Origin of the sequence: Streptomyces sp. NPDC017246, assembly GCF_044331325.1 — a bacterium.
Classification (GTDB): domain Bacteria; phylum Actinomycetota; class Actinomycetes; order Streptomycetales; family Streptomycetaceae; genus Streptomyces.
The window spans coordinates 65,939-85,818 of sequence record NZ_JBIRMW010000010.1 but is presented as its reverse complement, the minus strand read 5'-3'; the positions used below and the strand labels follow the sequence as shown (position 1 = coordinate 85,818).

Below are 19,880 nucleotides of genomic sequence, written 5' to 3'. Positions count from 1 at the left end.
TCCCACCGTCGAAACACCACCGGGAGCCGCGGAGAGTTCCGAGTTCCGTCCCGAGGAACGCAGGGAACTCTCCGCCGGCTCCCCCACAGGGAGGACCTCATGGACAACGAGCTCGGCTACGAACTCGGCACCTGGGTCGTGTCACAGATCCAGAGCCCCGACCGCCCGACGCAGTCGACCTTCTCGCTGCTGGGCAGGGAATGGGACCTGCTGCCCGAGGTGTTCCCGCCCTACACGGACCCCGGCCCCGGCCTGTTCGCCTCCTGGGTGCCGTACGAGCGGGGCTCCCGGTTCCTGGAACTGGGCTGCGGCGCCGGTGTGGCCGCCGTGCTGGCCGCGCAGCACGGCGCCACGCGGGTCCTCGCCACCGACATCAACCCGGCCGCCGTGGAGAACGCCCGGCGCAACGCCGAGCGGCACGGGGTCGCCGACCGGGTCACCGCGCTGACCAGCGACCTCTTCGACGCCCTGGACCCGGCCGAGCGGCTCGACACGGTGTTCTGGAACACCCCCTTCATCGAGGCGCCCGCCGACCGCCCCTACGCGGGGCAGATCGAGCGCGCGGTCTTCGACCCCGGGTACGGCCTGGTGAACCGATTCTTCCGTGATGTGGCACGCCATCTGACCGCCGAGGGACGCGTCTACCTCGGCACCAGCGAGGCCATGGGCAACCCCTTCAAGATGCTGCGCGCCGCCGACGAGGCCGGCTTCGAGGGCAAGCGCCACCGCACCGAGTCCGTGGAACTGCCCGCGGCGGACTTCGGCGACTCCCCGGTGGTCAAGGCCCACACCGACGACCGCGGCATCGTCCACATGGACTTCACGCTCTACGAGTTCCGGCGCCGCTGACCCTCCCCGCGCCCCTCCCCGAACCCACGCACCAGCAGCTCCGAAGCCCCTCACCACACCGATCCGGGCACCCCGACGGCGCCCGGGAGATTGGACATCGATGAACGCCAACGGCAACGCAGACGCGGACGGTACCGGCTTCGACATCGTCATCGCCGGAAACGGAGTCCTGGGGCTGTCGCTCGCCTGGGTCCTGGCGCGACGCGGACAGCGCGTCGCCGTACTCGGCCAGCCGCACCGGCCCTGGGCGGGATCGGCGGCGGCCGGCGCCATGCTCGGCTGTTTCGGCGAGGTCACCACCTCCCTGCTGGCCACCGAGCACGGCCGTCACAAGCTCGAACTCGGCATCAAGGCGACCGAGTTGTGGCCGCAGTGGCTGGCCGAACTGGAGGAGCAGACCGAGGGTGCGCCGGTCAAGACCGCCGAGGGCACGACCGTCGTCCTCAACACCATCGGCACCGCCGAGATCGACGACGCCAACTACAACGCCATCCGCGCCGAGCTCACCCGCTACGAGGAGCCGTTCGAGGACGTCGAGCCCGCCGACCTCGACTGGGTGGACGCCGAGCCCATCTCCCGCCCGCTGAAGGCCTTCCACATACCCGGCGAGCACGCGGTCAACGCCGCCGCCCTGCTGGAGCGGCTCGAATCGGCCGCCGTCCGGTCCGGAGCCACCCTCGTTCCCGAGTTCGCCACCCGCGTCGAGTACCGGGGCGAGCGGGTCACCGGAGTCGTCCTCGCCTCCGGCCGTACGCTCTCCGCCGACCACGTCACCCTGGCGGCCGGCGCCCGCACCCAGGAACTCCTGGACAGTCTGCCCGTCGGCCCCCGCATCCCGCGGATGGTCAGCGGCTACGGAGTCTCCGCGCTGATCAAGACGCAGGACGGTACGAGCCCGGACAGCGTCATCCGGACGCCGAACCGCTCCTTCGCCTGCGGCCTGCACGTCGTGCCCCGCGGCGACGGTCACGTCTACGTCGGCGCCACCAACGTCATCGCCGTCGAGCCCCGCGACACCGCCGAGATGCGCGACCTGGTCTTCCTCCTCCAGTGCGCCCACCGCCAGGTCCGCCGCAACCTGTGGAACAGCGAGGTCAGCAAGGTCCAGGTCGGCAACCGCCCGGTCTCCATGGACGGCTTCCCCCTGCTCGGGGACGGCGGCATGGAGGGCCTGACGATCATGACCGGCACCTACCGCGACGGCCTCCACCTGTCACCGCTGCTCGCCCAGGACTTCGCCGCCCGCATCCTCGGCGAGGAGCCGCAGGCCGACCTGGACCGGTTCGCGCCGCTGCGCCGGCCCTACCGGACCGGGACCCGCGAGGAGATCGTCGACCTCCTCATCGACCACCAGATGGGCATCGGCTACGAGCAGGACTGGACGATCCCCGTCGAGTGGCACCAGTGGATCGAGATGGACCTGCGTCCGGCCACCCTCGCCTGGGCCGATGAGCTCGACCCCGAGTTCACCCCGCCGGCCGAGCTGCTCTTCGCCTCCCGCTTCGACCCCGAGCTGGTCAGCCTGCTGCGCAAGTACTACGCGACCTGCCGCGAATACAGCTGACCGTCCCCCACTCCTCGTCACCGGCCCCTCCAGGCCCCTCGTCACCGCCCTTCAGAAAGGACACCCCATGGCTGTCGAGAACATCGACCCGCCCGGACTCCCCAAGCCCTACGGCTGGCGGCAGCTGGCGGTCGGCACCGGAAGCCGCGTCATCCTCCTCAGCGGCCAGACGCCTCGTACCGCCGACGGCGAACCGGTGGGCATGGGCGACCTCGCGGCGCAGACCGAGCAGGTCTACCTCAACATCGCCACCGGTCTCGCCTCGGCCGGCGCCTCCTTCGACGACGTACTGCGGCTCACCATGTACGTGGTGGACTGGTCGCTCGACAAGTGGGAGGCGATCACGGCGGGCGCCGAGCGGGCGGCGGCGAAGCTCGGCGCGGATGTCATCCGGCCGACGACCCTGGTCGGGGTCGCCACCCTCGCCGAGCCCGACTTCCTCATCGAGATCGAGGCCACGGCCATCGCGGAGTAGCCGCACACCGTACGCGTCAGGGCCCCGCCGGATCCGGCGGGGCCCTGACGCGTACGCGGGTTCAGGACGAGGGCCACCGCTTGGCCAGGAGGTCCTCGATCACGGTGGCCACCGTCGCCGGCGCGGGCAGGCCCGGGTGGTGGCTGGCCGTTCCCGTGGTCGGGTCGAAACCGTCGTGCCACTCCGGCTCGTTGACCAGTCCGCCGTCCTCGCGGATCCGCGCGATGTTCCGCTGCACGGCCGGCTTGGTCCACATCCTGGCGCCCATCACCGGGAAGTAGACCACCGGGTAGTCCACCGACAGCGCGACCGTGAGCAACCGGTTCGGCGCGGCGCCCGCGGCGGCCGAGGCGAGCGTGTGGGCGGTGGCGGGCAGCACCGCGAGGATGTCGTGGTCCCCGGCGAGCCGGGAGGGCTTGTCGGTCGGCCAGTCCGCCGGGGATTCCCCGCTCACCACCCGTTCGGCGAAGAGCGCGAGGCTCTCCGGGGAAATGAACGAGGTCGCCGTGTGGGTCAGCAGAACGGTGAACGTACTTCCCTCGATCTGTCGGCGCATCGCCTCGACATACGCCGGAAGCCCGGCCACCGCGATGGACCCGGTGGCACCGACGAGTATGCGTTTCCCGGTCGTCCCCGGGGAGTTTCGAATTCCCATGCCCCGATGATGTCGCCGCTGTCCCGTCGCCGGTCAATGGCGCCGACGTGCAGGCCAGAGCGGGTCCAGCGGGAGTCCGGTCGCGGTCCGGCGGCGGTCCCGCGGCACCGAAATCCTTCGGTCGTCCCTACGGTCCCACCGTATTGAGACCCTTTGCCCCCCTGCCTAACGTCGCTTCTCGCAAGGGAATTCGAAAGCCCGTCAGGGCATCCGAAGAAAAGGGACAGACGTCGATGGAGGATCTTTTCGCAAGGCTGCGCGGCGGTGCCGGACACCCCCGTCTGGACGAGGACCGGCTCCTCGAACTCAAGCCGCAGCCCGAGCACCGGCACGACCCCTTTCCGCTGACCGACATCCAGCAGGCGTATCTGATCGGCCGGCTGGGGGGCCTGGAGCTGGGCGGCATCTCCAGCCAGTACTACCTGGAGTTCGACTGTCCCGCCCTCGACCCGGACCGGCTGACCGAGGCCCTGCGCGCCGTGATCGCCCGCCACGAGGCGCTGCGCACGGTGGCCGGGACGGACCAGGCCCAGCGTGTCGTCCCCGTGGCCGAGCTCGACCCGTACGTCATCCGCACCGTTGATCTGCGCGGTCTGCCCGATGCGGAGCGGACGGCGGAACTGCACCGCGTCCGCGCCGAACTGAGCTCACAGGTACTGCCGTTGGACCGGACCCCGCTCCTCGACATCAGGGCCACCCGCCTCGACGACGACCGGCTGCGGCTCCATGTCGCCGTGGACCTGCTGTTCCTGGACATGCGCGGGCTCTACCGGCTCATGGACGAATGGCGTCGATGTTACGACGACCCGGAGTGGCGGCCCGAGCCGCCGGAGCTGTCCTTCCGCGACTACGTCCTCGCCCGGGAGGAACTGCGCGAGGACGCCCTGGGCCGGGAGGCCGCCGCCTACTGGACGGACCGCCTCGACACCCTGCCGGGCGCGCCCGAACTGCCCCTGGCCACCGCGCCCGAGCAGCTCGGCACCCCGCGTTTCGTACGGCACCGGGCACAGCTCGCCCCCGCACGCTGGGGGGCGCTGCGGGCAGCGGCCGTACGGCACGGCCTCACCGCGTCCGGCGTGCTGCTCGCCGCCTACGCGGAGGTCCTGCGCACCTGGTCGCGGCGGCAGGAGTTCACCCTCACCGTCACCCAGTTCCACCGGCTCGGCCTGCACCCGCGGGTCGAGGAGCTCATCGGCAACTTCCTCGACCCGAGCCTGCTCGCCGTCGGCGGCCGCCCCGAGGAGAGCTTCCTCCAGCGGGCCCGGGACCTGGAGGGGCGCCTCCTGGAGGACCTGGCGCACTCCACCCACGGCGGCATCCGGGTGCTGCGCGACCTGGCCCGCCGCCGGGACGACGGCCGGGCGTCCATGCCCGTGGTCTTCTCCAGCACTCTCGGGGCCGGAGCGGGCCGGAGCGGCGCGCCCGGCGCCGGGCGCCTGGAGTCCTTCGGGCCGCTCGTCCACGACCACAGCCGTACACCACAGGTGTGGCTGGAGAACCAGATCCTGGAGCTCGACGGCCGGCTCTCGGTCAACTGGAACGCCGTCGAGGGGCTGTTCCCCGAGGGCACCCTGGAGGAGATGTTCACGGCGTACACGACACTGCTCGACCGGCTCGTCGACGAACCGGAGCTCTGGGAAGCCACCCGCGGCGTCGTGCCGCTGCCGGCCGCGCAGGCCGAGGAGCGTGCCCTGGCCAACGCGACCGCCCAGGACATCCCGCCCGCGCTGCTCCACGAGCTGGTCGCCGAGGCGGCCCGGCGCACCCCCGAAGCGCCCGCGGTGATCACACCCGGCCGGGAGACCACGTACCGGCAGCTGACCGAGAGCGCGCACCGGATCGCCCACCGGCTGCTCCGCGCCCCCGGGGCCGGCCCGGACGAGATCGTCGCCGTGTCCATGCGGCCCGGCGCCGACCAGTTCGCCGCGCTGCTCGGGGTGCTGCACACCGGCGCCGCGTACGTCGCCATCGACCCCGAACTGCCCGAGGAGCGGCGCCTGAAGCTGCTCGCCCGGTGCTCGGTGCGCGCCGTGGTGACCGAACCCGGACTGCGGGAATCACTGCGCTGGCCGCCGGGTGTGACCGTGACGACCCCGGAGGACGAGGAGACCCTGGCCTGCCCCGCCGAGGCGCCCGGGCGCCGCCAGGGCCACGACGACCTCGCGTACGTCATCTTCACGTCGGGGTCGACCGGTGAGCCCAAGGGCGTGATGATCAGCCACCGCAGCGCCGCCAACACCGTCCAGGACATCAACCGGCGGTTCGAAGTCGGCCCGGACGACCGGACCCTGGCGCTCGCCCCCGCGGGCTTCGACCTGTCCGTGTACGACCTGTTCGGCGTCCTCGGCGCCGGCGGCACCGTCGTCGTCCCCGACCCCGCGCGCGGCAACGACCTCGCCCACTGGTCCCAGCTCGTCGGCCGCTACGGCGTGACCATCTGGAACAGCGTGCCCGCACCCATGCGGATGTGGATCGACTCACTGGGCGAAGGGAGCGTCCCGCGCGGCTGCCGTCTGCGGCTCGCCCTGCTCAGCGGCGACTGGATCCCCGTCGACCTGCCGAACCGGATCCGCGAGAAGCTGCCCGCGATGCGGGTGATCAGCCTCGGCGGCGCGACCGAGGGCTCCATCTGGTCGATCCACCACCCCGTCGAGAGCGTCCGGCCCGAATGGTCGAGCATCCCGTACGGCAAGCCCCTCGCCAACCAGACCATGCACGTCCTCAACCAGTGGCAGGAGCCGTCGCCCGTCGGGGTCACCGGCGAGATCCACATCGGCGGCACCGGCGTGGCCCAGGGCTATCTCGGCGACCCCGGGCGCACCGCCGAACGCTTCCCGGTCCACCCCGTCACCGGCGAGCGGATCTACCGGACCGGCGACCTGGGCCGCTACCTGCCCGGGGGCGACATCGAGATCCTCGGCCGCGAGGACTTCCAGGTGAAGATCAACGGCTACCGCGTCGAACTCGGCGAGATCGAGGCCGCGCTGCTGCGCCGGCCCGACGTGCGCACCGCCCTCGTCACCGCGCCCGCCCACGCCCGCACCGGACAGCGGCAGATCGCCGCGTACGTGGTGCCCGAGGCCGGAGCCGCACCGGACCCGGCCGAGCTGCGCGAGGCGCTCACCGCCCTGCTGCCCGGCTACATGGTGCCCAGCCGCTTCCTCACCCTGGACGGCCTGCCGATCACCGCCAACGGGAAGATCGACCACAAGGCGCTGCCCACGCCGTGGAACGACGACACCGAGACCACCGCCGCCGCGCGGGTCGCGCCGCGCGGCCGGGTCGAGGAACGGCTCTTCGCCCTCTGGTCCCAGCAGCTGGGCCACGCCGACTTCGGCGTCGAGGAGGGCTTCTTCGACATCGGTGGCGACTCGCTGCACGCGGTCGGCCTGCTCGCGGTGCTGCGCACCGAGTTCGGCATCGAGGCGGACATGGAGCAGGAGATGGTCGAGGGCCTCTTCATGAACGCCTCGATCTCGTCGTTCGCCGAACTGATCGTCTCCGCCGAGGAGTCCGCGGCGTGACCACGACACCTTCGTCCGGAACAGCCGCGTCCCCCGCGCCTTCCTCCGGCGCGCCCTCGTCCCCGGTCGCCGAGTGGGACCACGTCGTCGTCGGCGGCGGCTCCGCGGGAGCCCTCGTCGCCGCCCGGCTCGCCGCCCGCGGCACCGGCACGGTGCTGCTCCTGGAGGCCGGACCGGACCAGCCGCGCCCCCGCGACCGCTCCCACCCGCTGGCCGACGCGGGCCGGCTCGTCCTCGCCGGCTTCAACTGGGACTACCGGGCCAACCTCCGTACCAGCGGGCGCCTGGAGGACCTGATCAAGGGCGGTGACGGCACCGGGACCCCGGCCCGCGCCCTGTGGGAACGCTTCCCGTACCAGCTCGGCAAGGTCATGGGCGGCGGCTCGGCCGTCAACGGGGCCATCGCCCTGCGCGGGCTGCCCCGTGACTTCGCCGCCTGGGCGGCACAGGGCAACCCCGACTGGTCCTGGGAGCGGGTGCTGCCCTTCTACCGGGCCATCGAGAACGACGCCGACTTCCCCGGCCGGCTGCACGGCGACAGCGGACCGCTGCCCATCCGGCGGACCCCGCGCGAGCAGGTGCACCAGCTGGACGCCGCGTTCTGGGAGGAGTGCAACCGGCAGGGCGTCACCGACCTCCCCGACCTCAACGCCGGGCAGGAGTCCGGTGTCGGCCCGATCCCGGGCAACACGGTCGACGGCGAACGGATCGACGCCGACACCGCCTTCCTCTCCGGCGCCCGCGAACTGCCGAACCTCCATGTGCGCCCCGGCGTCCGGGTCACCCGGGTGCTGTTCGACCGGCAGGACCGGAACCGTGCCGTCGGCGTGGAGACCGAACGGGACGGCAGGCTCGACACCGTCCGCGCCCGGAACGTGATCCTCACCGCCGGGGCCGTCGGCACCCCCGTCGTCCTCCAGCGCTCCGGAGTCGGCGACGCCGCCCTGCTGGGCGCCCTCGGCATCGACCCGGTGGCCGACCTGCCCGGCGTGGGCCGCGACCTGGTGGACCACCCGTCCGTCGTCATCTGGTCCCGGCCCGCCGACGGCGTGTGCACACCGGGCCTGCCCTGGCGCCAGGTCGCCGCCCGGATGAGCAGCGGCTTCGACGAGGACGTCGACATCCAGATGGGGCTCCTCAACAACGTGGAGAGCCACACCATCCCCGGCTTCGTCGACCGGCTCGGCTGGCCGCTGGTCGTCGGCCTCTCCGTGATGCTGATGCGCCCCCGCTCCCGCGGCCGGGTCTTCCTCGGCAGCTCCGACCCGTCGGCCGCGCCCGTCATCGAACTCGGCCTCGGCACCGACCCCGAGGACATCGAGCGGCTCTGCCACGGCGTCCGCAGGGCCTGGGGCTTCCTGCGCTCCCCCGGACTGTCCGGCCGGCTGCCGCGTACCCAGTTCTGGAGCGACCGGATGATCGCCAACGACGGCGTGGTGCGCAGCGGGGTCCGGCACATCATGAACCCCGGCTGGCACGCCTCCGGTTCGTGCCGGATGGGCCCGGACACCGACCCGTACGCCGTGGCCGACCAGGAGGGCCGGGTGTACGGCACCGAGAACCTGCGGATCGCCGACGCCTCGCTCTTCCCCGCGATCCCCAGCGCACCCACCAATCTGACCACCCTGATGCTGGCCGAGAAGCTGGCCCGGAGCATGGAGGAATGACCGTGCACCCTGTCACCGGCGCTCCGGTGCGGCTCTACTGTTTCCCGCACGCCGGGGCGACCTCGCAGGTCTACCGCGGCTGGCAGTCGCTCGGCGAGCCGCAGCTGCGGATCCGGGGCGTGGACGCGCCCGGCCGCGGCGCGCGCCGCCGGGAACGCAAGGCGGTCGGCTACCACGGACTCGTACGGTCCATGGCCGAGGAGGTGATGGCGGACCTGCTGGCCGAGCGCGAGCGGTCCCCCGGACTGCGCTGGGCGACGTTCGGGCACAGCTTCGGCGCCACGATGAGTCTGGCCGTGGCCGCCCATGTCACCCGGCAGACCGGTCTGGCGCCGGTGCGGGCGGTGCTGTCCGGCGCGGTGCCGCCGGCGCTCCAGCGGCCCGGGGCGCTGCTGGCCGCCGTCCCCGACGAGGAGCTCCTGGCCCGTACCGCGGCCGACGGCGGGACCCCTCCCGCGGTGCTCGCGGAGCCGGCGATGAGCCGGATCCTGCTGCGGATGCTCCGCGAGGACGACTGCGTACGGGCCGAGTTCGCCCGGGAGGCGTCGGCGCTGCGGGTGGACTTCCCGCTCACCCTGATCGCCGCCCGCGAGGACGTGCACGCCCCGCCGGAGAAGGTCTGGCCGTGGTCCGGGCACAGCTCGGCCCCGGTCCGCCGGGTGGAGATCGACGGCGGCCACTTCGCCGCCGTCCGGCATCCGAAGGAGACCCTGACGATCATCGGCGACGACACCGGACCCGGGGAGGGATGAGCCCGTGACACAGAGCAGAGGCAGCCGCCCGGCGTCGCGGTACGAGCCGGAGCACGAGCAGTTCCGGGACACCTGCCGGGAGTTCCTGACGCGGGAGGTCCTTCCGCACCACGCCCGCTGGGAGCGGGACGGCATCGTCGACCGCGCGGTGTGGCGCGCGGCCGGGCGGGCCGGGCTCCTCGGCATCGGCGTCGACCCCGCGTACGGAGGGGGCGGCGAGCCCGACTACCGCTACCCGGCGGTGTTCTCGCGGGAGATCATGTGGGCCCGGGCCACCGCGCCCGGCTTCGTGGCGCACAACGACGTCATCGCCACCTACCTCGCCGAGCGGACCACCGAGGAGCAGCGCAAACGCTGGCTGCCGGGTCTGTGCGCGGGTGAGCTGGTCGCGGCCATCGCGATGAGCGAGCCCGACGCCGGCTCCAACGTCGCCGACATCCGTACCACCGCCCTGCGCGACGGGGACTCCTATGTCCTCAACGGGCAGAAGACCTTCATCACCAACGGCGAGAACGCCGATGTCGTCGTGGTCGCCGTCAAGACCGCGCCCGAGCGGGGTGCCCAGGGCATCAGCCTGCTGGTGGTGGAGCGCGGCACGCCCGGCTTCACCCGCGGCCGGCGGATGGAGAAGCTGGGCTGGCACGCCAGCGACACCTGCGAGCTGTTCTTCGACGACTGCCGGGTGCCGGCCGAGAACCTGCTCGGCAAGGAGAACGCCGGGCTGGCCTACCTGATGGCCGGCATGCCCCGGGAGCGGCTCAGCATCGCGACGGTGGCGGTGGGCGCGGCGGAGCGGATGCTCGCCGACACCCTGGAGTACGCGCGGACCCGTGAGGCCTTCGGGCAGCCCATCGGCAGCTTCCAGCACAACCGTTTCCAACTGGCCACCATGGACACGGAGTTGACGGTCGCCCGGGTCTTCCTCGACCACTGTGTCGCCGAACTCAACGCGGGCCGGCTTTCGGTGACCGACGCCGCGAAGGTGAAGTGGTGGACGACGGAGCTCCAGGTGGACATCGCCAACCGCTGCCTCCAGATCCACGGCGGCTTCGGCTATCTCAAGGAGAGCGCGATCTCCCGTGAGTGGGTCAACAGCCGGGTGCAGACCATCTACGGCGGGACGACGGAGGTGATGAAGGAGCTGATCGGCCGTTCGCTGGGCCTCTGACGCACGCCCGTGCGCCCCGCCCCGCCCCGCCTCCGACGTACGCCGGGGCGGGGCGCAGGCGTCCGGCGACGGCCCTCGGGGCCGGGTGCACGGCAGCGTCCGAAAACAGCACCTCTCTTTGCGGATTCCGGAACGGATCGATCTAATTGACGGTGTGGAGCAGCCCTCGTCCATCGCCCAGGCCCTGTCCGCCGTCGGTCCCCGACTCAAGCGACTTCGCACCGCCCGCGGTGTCACCCTCGCCGCCCTCTCGGAGGTCACCGGCATCTCCAAGAGCACCCTCTCGCGCCTGGAGGCCGGCCAGCGCCGCCCCAGCCTGGAGCTGCTGCTGCCCATCGCCCAGGCCCACCAGGTCCCGATCGACGAACTGGTCGGCGCCCCCGACGTGGGCGACCCGAGGGTCCGGCTCAAACCGCACGCGGTGAACGGCAACACGGTGCTGCCGCTGACCCGGCAGCCCGGCCCGCTGCAGAGCTACAAGATGGTGCTGCCGGCGAGCCGCGACACCCCGGAGCTCTGCACCCACGAGGGATACGAGTGGCTGTACGTGCTCTCCGGGCGGCTCCGGATCGTGCTCGCCGACCACGACATCGTCCTCGACCCGGGCGAGGTCGCCGAGTTCGACACCCGGCTGCCGCACTGGTTCGGCAGCACCGGGCACGGCCCGGTCGAGGTGCTCAGCCTGTTCGGGCGCCAGGGCGAGCGGATGCACGTCCGCGCCCGGCCCACACGCCGAACGCCCGCCTCCGACGACTGAGTCGGAGACGGGCGCGGAACGGAGGCGGCGCGGGGAGACGGACGCCGGTGGGGGAAGCGGGAGATCAGGCCGCGGAGACCGGCTCTCCCGCGTCGGAGGCACGGCCGGCGGCGGCACGGTGCGCGGCGAGATCGCGCTCGATCTCCTCGTCCACCAGGTCGTGGTTGAGGGCGAACGCCGCCGCGGCTCCCATACCGGCGGCCGTGACGGCCTGGGCGCGCGAGTCCACCACGTTGCCGACGGCCCACAGGCCGGGGCGGCTGGTGCGCCCGGCCCGGTCGGTGACCAGCCAGCCCTGCTCGTCGCGGGTGCAGCCGAGGCCGTCGAAGGCCGAGTCGTTCGGGGTCATCCTCGGGAACAGGAACACGCCGGCGCACTCCACGGTGCGCCCGTCGACGAACTCCACCCCGTGCAGCCGCCCGTCCTTGCTCAGCAGGGTGGACACCCGCCCCTCGACGACCTCGACGCCGCGCGCGTCCATGCGCTCGCGCTCCTCGCCGGTGAGCGGCCGGTCGTGCGTCGCGTACACGACGTCGTGCGACCACTGCCGCAGCAGCAGCGCCTGCCCGGCGGAGGCCGGGTGCACCCCGAGGACGACGATCTTCTCGTCGCGTACCTCGTAGCCGTGGCAGTAGGGGCAGAAGTGCACGTCCTCGCCCCACATCGCCCGTACCCCGGGGATCTCGGGCAGCTCGTCGCGGAGCCCCGTGGCCAGCACCACGTGCCGCGCGTCGAGCGAGGCACCGCCGTCCAGCAGCACCACGAAGCCGCCTCCGTCGCGGGGCTCCACCTGGTCCACCCGCCCCTCGATCCGTACGGCTCCGTAGCGCGCGATCTCCGCGCGTCCGGTCTCCAGCACGGTCAGCGGCGGCACACCGTCACGCGAGAGAAAGCTGTGCATATGGGCCGAGGGAGCGTTGCGGGGCTCCCCCGAGTCGACGACGGCGACACTGCGCCGCGCCCGCGCGAGTACGAGCGCGGCATTGAGCCCACCCGCCCCGCCGCCTATGACGATCACGTCGTACGAGGTTCGGTCACTGTCTTCCTTGTGGGCGCCGGTCATGGCGATCACCTCCACCGCCAGGGTGCGGCCCGTCCCGAAATCCGAACAATATTTGTTGCCGTTTCCGGGACGGACCGCACCGGCGGCGGCCGGCCGGGGGACACCGCGGAGGCGCGTCGCGCGGCCGGCGGCCCCTCACCCTCGGCTAGCCTCCCGCCGCGCGAGGGGCCCGTTCACCGTCCGGGGTGGCGGCGGCGAGGGCGGGCTCGCGCGGTGGGCCGTCCGCCGGCTCTTCGGGGTTCCGGACGGCGGCGCTGTTGTGGGCGGTCCACGCCTCCAGGGCGGTGCGGCAGGCGTGGTCCAGGTGGCGCAGTCGCGAGAGGTCGAGTTCCACCGGCCGGTCCTTCGGCAGGGCCTCCAGGGTGTCGAGGATCAGGGGCAGCCGCAGGAAGGTGGCGCTGCCGCCGAAGGCGACCGCGATGCGGTCCTCGTGCTCGACGATGTCCAGGCGCACGGCGGAGGTCTCCCACGCCGTCTTGATCACGGCCATCCCGATACCGAGCAGGACGCCCATGAACATGTCCGTGGCGATGATCGCCAGCGCGGTGGCGGCCAGGACCACGGCCTCCCCCCGGTTCTCGCGCCAGAGCGGGCGGAAGGTGGTGACGGGGACGAGCTTGGCTCCGGCGTGGACGAGCACCCCGGCGAGGGCGGCCACGGGGATCAGACCGAGCACGGCGGGGAACAGGGCCGCGAACAGCAGCAGCCACACCCCGTGCAGGATCCTGGACGCCTTGGTCCGGGCCCCGGCCTGGACGTTGGCGGCACTGCGCACGATGACGGCGGTCATGGGCAGTGCGCCGAGGAGGCCGCAGACGGTGTTCCCCGCCCCCTGGGCGATGAGTTCCTTGTTGTACTGGGTGCGCGGGCCGTCGTGCATCCGGTCCACGGCCGCGGCGCTGAAGAGCGACTCGGCCGAGGCGATGAGCGTGAAGGCGAGTACGGCGCCGAGCAGTGCGGGCTCCGCCAGGAGCCCGAAGTCGTCGAGGCCCGTCAGCCGGAGCGAGTCGGCCAGGCCCCGGACCTCGATGGTGGCGACGGGCAGGTCCAGCACCGCCATCGCGACGGTGGCCAGTCCGACGGCCACCAGCGGCCCGGGAAGCAGCCGGGGCAGGCGGCCGGGAAGCCGCTTCCACAGGATCAGGACGGCGATGGCGCCGGCGCCGATCGCGCAGGAGGACAGCGTCGGGGCCCCGTCCGCGATCCGCGTGAACAGCTTCGGCAGCCCGAGCAGGTTGTCGAGACCGCTGCCGGGCGCACGGACGCCCACCAGGGCGTAGAGCTGGCCGCAGATCAGTACGAGGCCGATGCCGGCGAGCATGCCGTGGACGACCGCGGTCGATATCGCGCGGAACCACCGGCCGAAGCGGACGAGACCGAGCGCGATCTGGAGCAGGCCCGTCGCCAGGACGAGGATCCCGAGCGCCGCGACGCCGTGGTGGGTCACGGCCTCGTACACCAGGACCGTGAGCCCCGCGGCCGGGCCGCTGACCTGGAACGAGCTGCCCGGCATGGCGCCGACGAGCAGTCCGCCGACGATTCCCGTGACGAGGCCCAGTTCGGCGGGGACACCGGAGGCGACGGCGATGCCGACGCACAGGGGCACGGCGACGAGGAACACCACGACCGAGGCGAGGAAGTCGCGGGACAGGACGTCCGGCCGTAACCGGAGAGGTGGAGAGGACATGGGGGGTCAGCTCCTAGGAGTGTGGGGGGAGTGGTCGGTGGCGGGGGACGGCGCGCGCAGACGTGAGCACACGCACACGCACACCGCTGTCACAGGGAGGAGAAGGTTCCGGTGGAGAGCTGATGGGCCTGTACGGCGCCGGTGTGGACCTCGTAGTACCAGGCGTGCAGACCGAGTCGGCCCTCACTGACTGCCTGGCTCACACACGGGTAGTCGCGCAGCTTCGCCACCTGTTCCACCACATGGCGCTGTACGGGTCGCGCGACGTCGGGACCGAAGTCGCCGAGGTCGTGGAGGGCGCCGCCCGCGGGAGCGGACCGGCCGAGCCAGCCGCGCACCGCGGGAAGGGTCCGCAGGTCCTCCCCCCGGGCGAGCGCTCCGACGGCGCCGCAGTGGGAGTGCCCGCAGAGGATGATGTCGGACACCTCCAGGACGCTGACGGCGTACTCGATCGTCGCCATCTCGCTCGTCGGGCCGTCCGGGTCGTACGCCGGCACGATGTTCCCGGCGGTGCGGAGCTCGAACAGCTCGCCCGGTCCGGTGCCGGTCAACTGAGTGGGAACCACGCGGGAGTCGGAGCAGGTGATGAACATGACGGTGGGCCGCTGGCCGTCCGCGAACCTCCGCAGATCGTGACCCGCTCCGCCGCAGCGGGAAGGGTAGGTGCGGGCATGGTCGATGAGTCGTTGCACAGGAGTGTCCTCCGTACGGAAGGGGCGTGTGGCTCGTCGCGCCGGGCGGGTCCCACCCCGGCCGGGACCGGGCCGTCGTGGTCCGCGGATGGCCGGGGTGGTGAGAGAACAGGTGCGGGTGGTCGCGTCGCAGAGCTGCCGGGGTGTCTCTTACCTGCTGTCGGTGCGGCGGCACCCGTGGCTCGGACGGGGACCGCGGCGACCGTGCGCGCCGTGCACGGGCACCGCGTCGCGGTTCACCCGTGGGAAGCAGTCTCGGTCCGGGTGATGAGGTGACCGTGAGACGGCGGTGAGAGAGCTCTCATCGCGTGCGGTGGTGCCGACCCGCCACCGGTTGGAGACCGGTCCCCGGCATGCCGAAGCCCGCCCCCGGCATGCGGAGTCCGCCCGCGCCGCCGGCCGCCACGGCGACCGTGCCGTCGGCCACGGCCCGCCCCGGGGAACGGCGTCGCGCGTACCTCCCGCCCGGGATCAGGACGACCGGAGCCGGTAGCCCACGCCCCTCACGGTCTGGACCCGTTCGGCTCCGATCTTGCGCCGCAGATAGCGAATGTAGACATCGACGATGTTCGAACCGGGGTCGTAGTCGAACCCCCACACCTGGCTCAGCAGCTGCTCCCGGGAGAGCACACGGTCGGGATTGCGCATGAGGATCTCGGCGAGCGCGAACTCACGGGCGGACAGGTCGCTGACACGCTCGCCCACGTGTGCCCGGCGGGTGCGCAGGTCGAGGCTCAGGTCGCCCACCCGCAGCAGCAGGTTCTCCGACGGCTCCTCGCGGCGCAGCCGCAGCCGTACGCGTGCCAGCAACTCGTCGAAGGCGAAGGGCTTGGGCACGTAGTCGTCGGCGCCGCTCTCCAGGCCGGCCACGATGTCGCTCACCGTGTCGCGCGCCGTCAGGATGACGACGGGAAGGGTGCTGCGCGCGCTCCGCAGCTTGCGCAGCACGGTCAGCCCGTCGTGGCCCGGCAGTCCGAGATCGAGGATCAGGAGGTCGAAGTCCTGGCCACGCGCGTGTTCGTAGGCGGAGACGCCGTCGGCGACGACCCGGGTGACGTACCCGCTACGGCGCAGCCCCTTGTCGACGAAGGAGGCAATCCTTGCCTCGTCCTCCGCTATCAGGATCCTGCTCACCATGGGTTCCCTCCGTCGTGGGGTGCAGTGCGGGAAGGTCGACGACGAAGCGCGCGCCGCCCCCGGGAGCGTCCTCGACGTGTGCGACGCCGCCGTGGGCCTGGGCGATCTCGCGGACCAGGGCGAGCCCGATGCCGATGCCGGTGCCGGTGCCGGTGGGGTTCGCGGCGCCGGCCTGGTAGAAGCACTGGAAGATCCGTTCGCGGTCCTCCGGGGCCACGCCGGGCCCCGTGTCCGCCACCCACAGCAGTACCCGGCCGTCCTTCAGGCGCGAACCGATCTCGATGGTGTCCCCCTCGCCCGTATGGCTGACCGCGTTGGCGGCGAGCTGCATCAGGGCCTGGGTCACGCGCTGTTCGTCGAGGCGCACGCCGGCATCGGTGACCTCGGCCACCGTCCAGCGTCTGCGCCCGAGCGCCTGTGCCTTGGCGGCCACGTCGACGACCAGGTCGGTGAGGTCGGTCGGGCCGAGGGTGAGGAAGCCGGGGCGTTCGGCCCGGGCCAGGAGCAGCAGGTCCTCCACGATCCGGCTCATCCGGTCCAGTTCGTCGAGGAGCAGGGCGCGGGTCTGGCGGCGCTGGTGGTCGGGGTCGTCGTCCATCAGTTCCAGGTGTCCGCGGACGACCGTGATGGGGGTGCGCAGTTCGTGCGCCACCTCGTCCAGGAAGCGGCGTTGTGTGGTGAAGGCGTGCGACAGACGGTCGAGCATGTGGTTGAACGTCTCGGCGAGCGCCGCCACGTCGTCGCTGCCCCGCACCGGCAGCCGCTGCGTCAGATCGGTCTCGCCGATCCGTTCGGCGGTCTGCCGGACCAACCGGATCGGAGCCAGTATCCTGCCCGCCACCAGCCAGCTGGCCGATCCCGCGACCAGCAGGGCGAGGCATCCGGAGGCCAGCAGGGTGCGCGCGAGGTGGCATTCCCGCCTCAACTGCCGGTCCCGGAAGGCCACCAGGGCGAGCCGGGTGTCGGCGCGGTCACCCTCCACGTGGACCCGGACGACGCCGTAGCGAACCTTCCCCGCCGGGGAGTCCAGCCACCGGATGCCGGTGTCCGCCGTTTCCGCCAGCAGGTCCACCACCGCCGGGTCCCGGTCCAGCCGAGCCGGAACCGGGCCGTGGCTGCGCCGGTCAGCGCGCCCGTCGACGATGCTGAAGAAGGCCGTGTCCGGGCCTGGTTGGTGCACCGTCATGAACGCCGTCAGCAACGCGGCTCCCGTGGTGAAGGGCTCACCGGTCTCCGGGTCGCGCGAGCTGCGGGCGAAGGCGCGCAGCGTGTCGGCCTCGGAGCGGAGCTGCACGTCGACCTGGTGGTCCAGCTCCGCTCGCCAGACGATCGTGATCCCCACCGTGGGCACGGCCAGGGCCGCGCTGAGCAGCAGGAGCATCCAGCCCACGATCCGGGACCGTGCGCTGATCGAGGGCCTGAACATCAGTCGCCCCGCTCGTCGTCGGATTCTCCCTCGGAGCACCCGGGCGCCGTCCCGTCCTCGATGTCGTCCGGGTCGTCCGGGCCTTCCAGGGCGTCGAGCACGTCCAGGCCGTCCAGCATGTCCAGGCCGTCCAGCATGTCCAGGCCGTCCCACGCGTCCAGGTCGTCCAGCGCGTCCCAGATGTCGTCGTCGACCTCCGGCGGCGGCAGAGCCCGCACGGCCCGGCCGCCGGAGCAGGGTGGGTGCGGGGAGGCGGGAGGCGGCGCGCCGGCAGGTCGTGCTGAGTGGGACGGGGCGGTGGCCGAGGGCGTCGGCACGTGCGGGGTGGGCACGGGCACGTACGGGGTGGGCACGACGACCGCGGGGCCCATGGAGGGCGACTCGTGCTGTCCCGGCCAGAGCTGTATGAACAGAAACACCAGCAACGCCGGTAAACCGACTCCGCTTCCCAACACCAGCCCCACCCTGCGCCACAACATCAGACCATTCTGCCGTGGTCTAGTCCAGGGAGCCGACTTGAGGAGAGCATTCTCATGATGTGGGGTGGCCGGGGTGTCCCGCGGCCGGCCACGAGGACGCCGCCAGTCCCCCGCACAGCAGCCGTCCGGTGCGGTCACACCCGTCCCCACCTGCCCGTCAGGGCGAGGCGTGCCCTGTCACGGTGTGCGGCGAACCGGGGCCGCGAGGGGGCTCCGGCGCACCTGTCCGGTGCGGCGGAATCGCGCCGAAGCCGGCCCCGCCGGGGCCGCTTTCCACGATTCCGCTTTGCCATTCATTGACAGTCGCTCGACCGCACTTCTAAATTCACCCAGCGGGTCGAGGGGCAATCCATTCATCATCGGCCCGTCGAAGTGAACCTTCCGTACCACTACCGGAGGCACCTGTGGAACAGCTGATCAAGAAGATGGCCACGGACAACGTCTGGCAGAATTGGCTCTCCGCCAACTCGGCCCAGCAGGCCGCGAAGAACGGCTGCATCAGCTCCGCGCCCAAGAGCGGCTGCATCAGTGCGGCGCCGAAGGCCGGCTGTATCTCCTGACCTGCCGCAAAGGGGGCGCCCGGGAGCAACTCTGTGAGAGTTTTCTCCTCCACCACAGCGAGTTCCCGGGCGCCCGGCTCCGGTCCCCCTTATCCCGTACTTCCTCAACCATGCGAATGATGAGAAGGAATTAATGAAGGGCCAGCCGACCGCCGAGGTCATCGAGCACATCCGCGACATACCCCTTTACCAGGAGTCCCTGGCGAAGGGGTACTTCCCCCTGCTCGACAAGCCGGAGATCGCGCGCGGCTTCCCCGGCAACTGGATGACGCCTCGGCTGGCGACGGCGCTGGAGTCCGGCGAGGCGGAGTTCGTCCTGTCCACCGGCACCAACCACGCCCGGATGCGGATCATCCGGCCTCCGTACTTCCTCCTCCACTCCTACTACGAGCTGTGGCGGACCCACCCCGACATCGCCGAGACATGGGAGTCGGGCTGCCGACGCGTCTCGCTGACCACGGTGCTCGCGACGGAGCACGTGGCGCGGGTCAACGCCGCCCGCCGCGGGACCGAGCCCGGGCCCGTACCCACCCTGGACGACCGCCGGCTCGACGAGCGCACCTGCTACCTGAACCTCCGGCTGGACCCGGCTCAGTGGGACCGGGAGGACGTGCTGCGCATGCTCGGCGAGATCGACCGGGCGCGGAGCGAGCACCCGCAGGGCCGGTACCACCTCGACTGCTCCGGCTACCACCTGGCGCACCTGGTGCGGAAGGCCGTGGCCTGGGACCTGTGGGACGCCTTCCCCGCGCCGGCCAGCATCGTCCACGCCTACGAGTACACCCCGGTGAACGTACGGCGCTTCCTCCGCCGGCACTTCGACTGCCCGGTCATCGACCTGTTCGGCAGCACGGAGCTCGGCTACCTGTACTTCAGCGACCGGGAGGGCAGGTACTGGCCGCACCTCGACGGGATGAGCGTGGAACTCCTGCCGGTGGCACCCGGGAGCACGATCCACCAGCTCATCGTCACCAGCGTGCGCAACCCCTACATGCCGCTGGTCCGCTACCGCTCGGGGGACTGCGTCCGCACCCTGGACGGTACGCCGGATCCCGAGGCGATCATCCAGTTCTGCGGCCGGGAGAAGGAGCTGCTGGGCACGCCGGACGGGCCGGTCGCCCAGGGTGACCTCGACCGGATCGTCGGCGACGCGTCCGCCCAGGTCTTCCTGCACCGGCTTCACCTCCACGGCGAGGCGGAGGCCACCCTGCGGTACACGACGTTCACCGACGAGCCCGTCGACGCCGCGGAGGCGGCGGCGCTGCGGCGGGCCGTGGGAGAACTGACGGGGCGGCGCTGCCGGATCGAGCACCGCGAACACATTCCCGTCGGGCGATCGGGAAAGTACGCCTGGCTCGCCGACGACGGCGCCTGACGACCCGCCCCTTATGGCTTCACCTTTCCCCGTCCCTCCAGGAACCGGAG

Annotated in this window: 17 protein-coding genes; 10 read left to right on the top strand and 7 right to left on the bottom strand. The window is 72.1% G+C overall.

The window, feature by feature from the left end; all coding sequences use genetic code 11:
• Positions 1 to 99 precede the first annotated feature (99 nt).
• From ACH4MY_RS23350 to ACH4MY_RS23340, 3 genes are all read left to right on the top strand, one after another.
• Entirely contained in the window at positions 100 to 849 is a 750-nt protein-coding gene (locus tag ACH4MY_RS23350) for a methyltransferase (RefSeq protein WP_398005656.1), read from the top strand.
• Between the two features lie 100 nt (positions 850 to 949).
• Positions 950 to 2,413 carry an NAD(P)/FAD-dependent oxidoreductase gene (locus ACH4MY_RS23345; RefSeq protein WP_398005655.1) on the top strand — a complete coding sequence of 488 codons (1,464 nt, stop codon included), beginning with the start codon at positions 950 to 952 and terminating at the stop codon, positions 2,411 to 2,413.
• Positions 2,414 to 2,480: 67 nt separating this feature from the next.
• Entirely contained in the window at positions 2,481 to 2,888 is a 408-nt protein-coding gene (locus tag ACH4MY_RS23340; RefSeq protein ID WP_398005654.1) for a RidA family protein, read from the top strand.
• 61 nt (positions 2,889 to 2,949) lie between these two features.
• On the opposite strand, the gene ACH4MY_RS23335 is transcribed toward ACH4MY_RS23340, so the two are convergent.
• Positions 2,950 to 3,543 carry a flavoprotein gene (locus ACH4MY_RS23335; RefSeq protein WP_398005653.1) on the bottom strand — a complete coding sequence of 198 codons (594 nt, stop codon included), beginning with the start codon at positions 3,541 to 3,543 and terminating at the stop codon, positions 2,950 to 2,952.
• A 233-nt stretch (positions 3,544 to 3,776) separates the two neighbouring features.
• Between ACH4MY_RS23335 and ACH4MY_RS23330 the strand changes: the two genes are divergently transcribed.
• The 5 genes from ACH4MY_RS23330 (at position 3,777) to ACH4MY_RS23310 (ending at position 11,411) form a co-directional block, all read left to right on the top strand.
• Positions 3,777 to 7,067, top strand: coding sequence for an amino acid adenylation domain-containing protein (locus tag ACH4MY_RS23330; protein WP_398005652.1), 3,291 nt, complete (start codon positions 3,777 to 3,779; stop codon positions 7,065 to 7,067).
• Positions 7,064 to 8,734 (top strand): GMC family oxidoreductase, encoded by a 1,671-nt coding sequence (locus ACH4MY_RS23325; RefSeq protein WP_398005651.1) that lies wholly within the window; start codon positions 7,064 to 7,066, stop codon positions 8,732 to 8,734. Before ACH4MY_RS23330 ends, ACH4MY_RS23325 begins: the two co-directional genes overlap by 4 nt.
• Positions 8,731 to 9,486 carry a thioesterase II family protein gene (locus tag ACH4MY_RS23320; protein WP_398005650.1) on the top strand — a complete coding sequence of 252 codons (756 nt, stop codon included), beginning with the start codon at positions 8,731 to 8,733 and terminating at the stop codon, positions 9,484 to 9,486. The genes ACH4MY_RS23325 and ACH4MY_RS23320 overlap by 4 nt, the downstream gene beginning before the upstream one ends.
• Before the next feature lie 4 nt (positions 9,487 to 9,490).
• Positions 9,491 to 10,654, top strand: coding sequence for an acyl-CoA dehydrogenase family protein (locus ACH4MY_RS23315; protein WP_398005649.1), 1,164 nt, complete (start codon positions 9,491 to 9,493; stop codon positions 10,652 to 10,654).
• Between the two features lie 154 nt (positions 10,655 to 10,808).
• Positions 10,809 to 11,411, top strand: a complete 603-nt coding sequence (locus tag ACH4MY_RS23310; protein WP_398005648.1) for a helix-turn-helix domain-containing protein — start codon at positions 10,809 to 10,811, stop codon at positions 11,409 to 11,411.
• Positions 11,412 to 11,475: 64 nt separating this feature from the next.
• Here ACH4MY_RS23310 and ACH4MY_RS23305 read toward each other — a convergent pair whose 3' ends face one another.
• The 6 genes from ACH4MY_RS23305 to ACH4MY_RS23280 form a co-directional block, all read right to left on the bottom strand.
• Positions 11,476 to 12,474: an NAD(P)/FAD-dependent oxidoreductase gene (locus ACH4MY_RS23305; RefSeq protein ID WP_398005647.1), complete on the bottom strand. Its 999-nt coding sequence runs from the start codon at positions 12,472 to 12,474 to the stop codon at positions 11,476 to 11,478.
• A 145-nt stretch (positions 12,475 to 12,619) separates the two neighbouring features.
• Positions 12,620 to 14,161: a SulP family inorganic anion transporter gene (locus ACH4MY_RS23300; protein WP_398005646.1), complete on the bottom strand. Its 1,542-nt coding sequence runs from the start codon at positions 14,159 to 14,161 to the stop codon at positions 12,620 to 12,622.
• Positions 14,162 to 14,250: 89 nt separating this feature from the next.
• Positions 14,251 to 14,853, bottom strand: a complete 603-nt coding sequence (locus tag ACH4MY_RS23295; protein ID WP_398005645.1) for a carbonic anhydrase — start codon at positions 14,851 to 14,853, stop codon at positions 14,251 to 14,253.
• Between the two features lie 471 nt (positions 14,854 to 15,324).
• A complete protein-coding gene (locus ACH4MY_RS23290) occupies positions 15,325 to 15,987 on the bottom strand; it encodes a response regulator transcription factor (RefSeq protein ID WP_398005829.1) in 663 nt (220 codons plus the stop codon).
• On the bottom strand, positions 15,917 to 17,416 hold the full coding sequence (locus ACH4MY_RS23285; RefSeq protein ID WP_398005644.1) for a sensor histidine kinase: 1,500 nt from the start codon (positions 17,414 to 17,416) through the stop codon (positions 15,917 to 15,919). Before ACH4MY_RS23285 ends, ACH4MY_RS23290 begins: the two co-directional genes overlap by 71 nt.
• Positions 17,416 to 17,835 (bottom strand): hypothetical protein, encoded by a 420-nt coding sequence (locus ACH4MY_RS23280; protein ID WP_398005643.1) that lies wholly within the window; start codon positions 17,833 to 17,835, stop codon positions 17,416 to 17,418. Before ACH4MY_RS23280 ends, ACH4MY_RS23285 begins: the two co-directional genes overlap by 1 nt.
• A 464-nt stretch (positions 17,836 to 18,299) precedes the next feature.
• On the opposite strand from ACH4MY_RS23280, the gene ACH4MY_RS23275 reads away from it, so the two are divergent.
• Together ACH4MY_RS23275 and ACH4MY_RS23270 are read left to right on the top strand one after the other, a co-directional pair.
• Positions 18,300 to 18,455 (top strand): hypothetical protein, encoded by a 156-nt coding sequence (locus ACH4MY_RS23275; protein ID WP_398005642.1) that lies wholly within the window; start codon positions 18,300 to 18,302, stop codon positions 18,453 to 18,455.
• 133 nt (positions 18,456 to 18,588) lie between these two features.
• Positions 18,589 to 19,830 (top strand): hypothetical protein, encoded by a 1,242-nt coding sequence (locus tag ACH4MY_RS23270; RefSeq protein ID WP_398005641.1) that lies wholly within the window; start codon positions 18,589 to 18,591, stop codon positions 19,828 to 19,830.
• Positions 19,831 to 19,880: the final 50 nt, after the last annotated feature.

Bases quoted from the DNA above. Each gene is read 5' to 3' on its own strand.
- ACH4MY_RS23285 (WP_398005644.1), bottom strand. From the start codon at position 17,416: ATGTTCAGGCCCTCGATCAGCGCACGGTCCCGGATCGTGGGCTGGATG.
- ACH4MY_RS23345 (WP_398005655.1), top strand. From the start codon at position 950: ATGAACGCCAACGGCAACGCAGACGCGGACGGTACCGGCTTCGACATC.
- ACH4MY_RS23340 (WP_398005654.1), top strand. From the start codon at position 2,481: ATGGCTGTCGAGAACATCGACCCGCCCGGACTCCCCAAGCCCTACGGC.
- ACH4MY_RS23300 (WP_398005646.1), bottom strand. From the start codon at position 14,161: ATGTCCTCTCCACCTCTCCGGTTACGGCCGGACGTCCTGTCCCGCGAC.
- ACH4MY_RS23350 (WP_398005656.1), top strand. From the start codon at position 100: ATGGACAACGAGCTCGGCTACGAACTCGGCACCTGGGTCGTGTCACAG.
- ACH4MY_RS23305 (WP_398005647.1), bottom strand. From the start codon at position 12,474: ATGACCGGCGCCCACAAGGAAGACAGTGACCGAACCTCGTACGACGTG.
- ACH4MY_RS23335 (WP_398005653.1), bottom strand. From the start codon at position 3,543: ATGGGAATTCGAAACTCCCCGGGGACGACCGGGAAACGCATACTCGTC.
- ACH4MY_RS23320 (WP_398005650.1), top strand. From the start codon at position 8,731: ATGACCGTGCACCCTGTCACCGGCGCTCCGGTGCGGCTCTACTGTTTC.
- ACH4MY_RS23270 (WP_398005641.1), top strand. From the start codon at position 18,589: ATGAAGGGCCAGCCGACCGCCGAGGTCATCGAGCACATCCGCGACATA.
- ACH4MY_RS23330 (WP_398005652.1), top strand. From the start codon at position 3,777: ATGGAGGATCTTTTCGCAAGGCTGCGCGGCGGTGCCGGACACCCCCGT.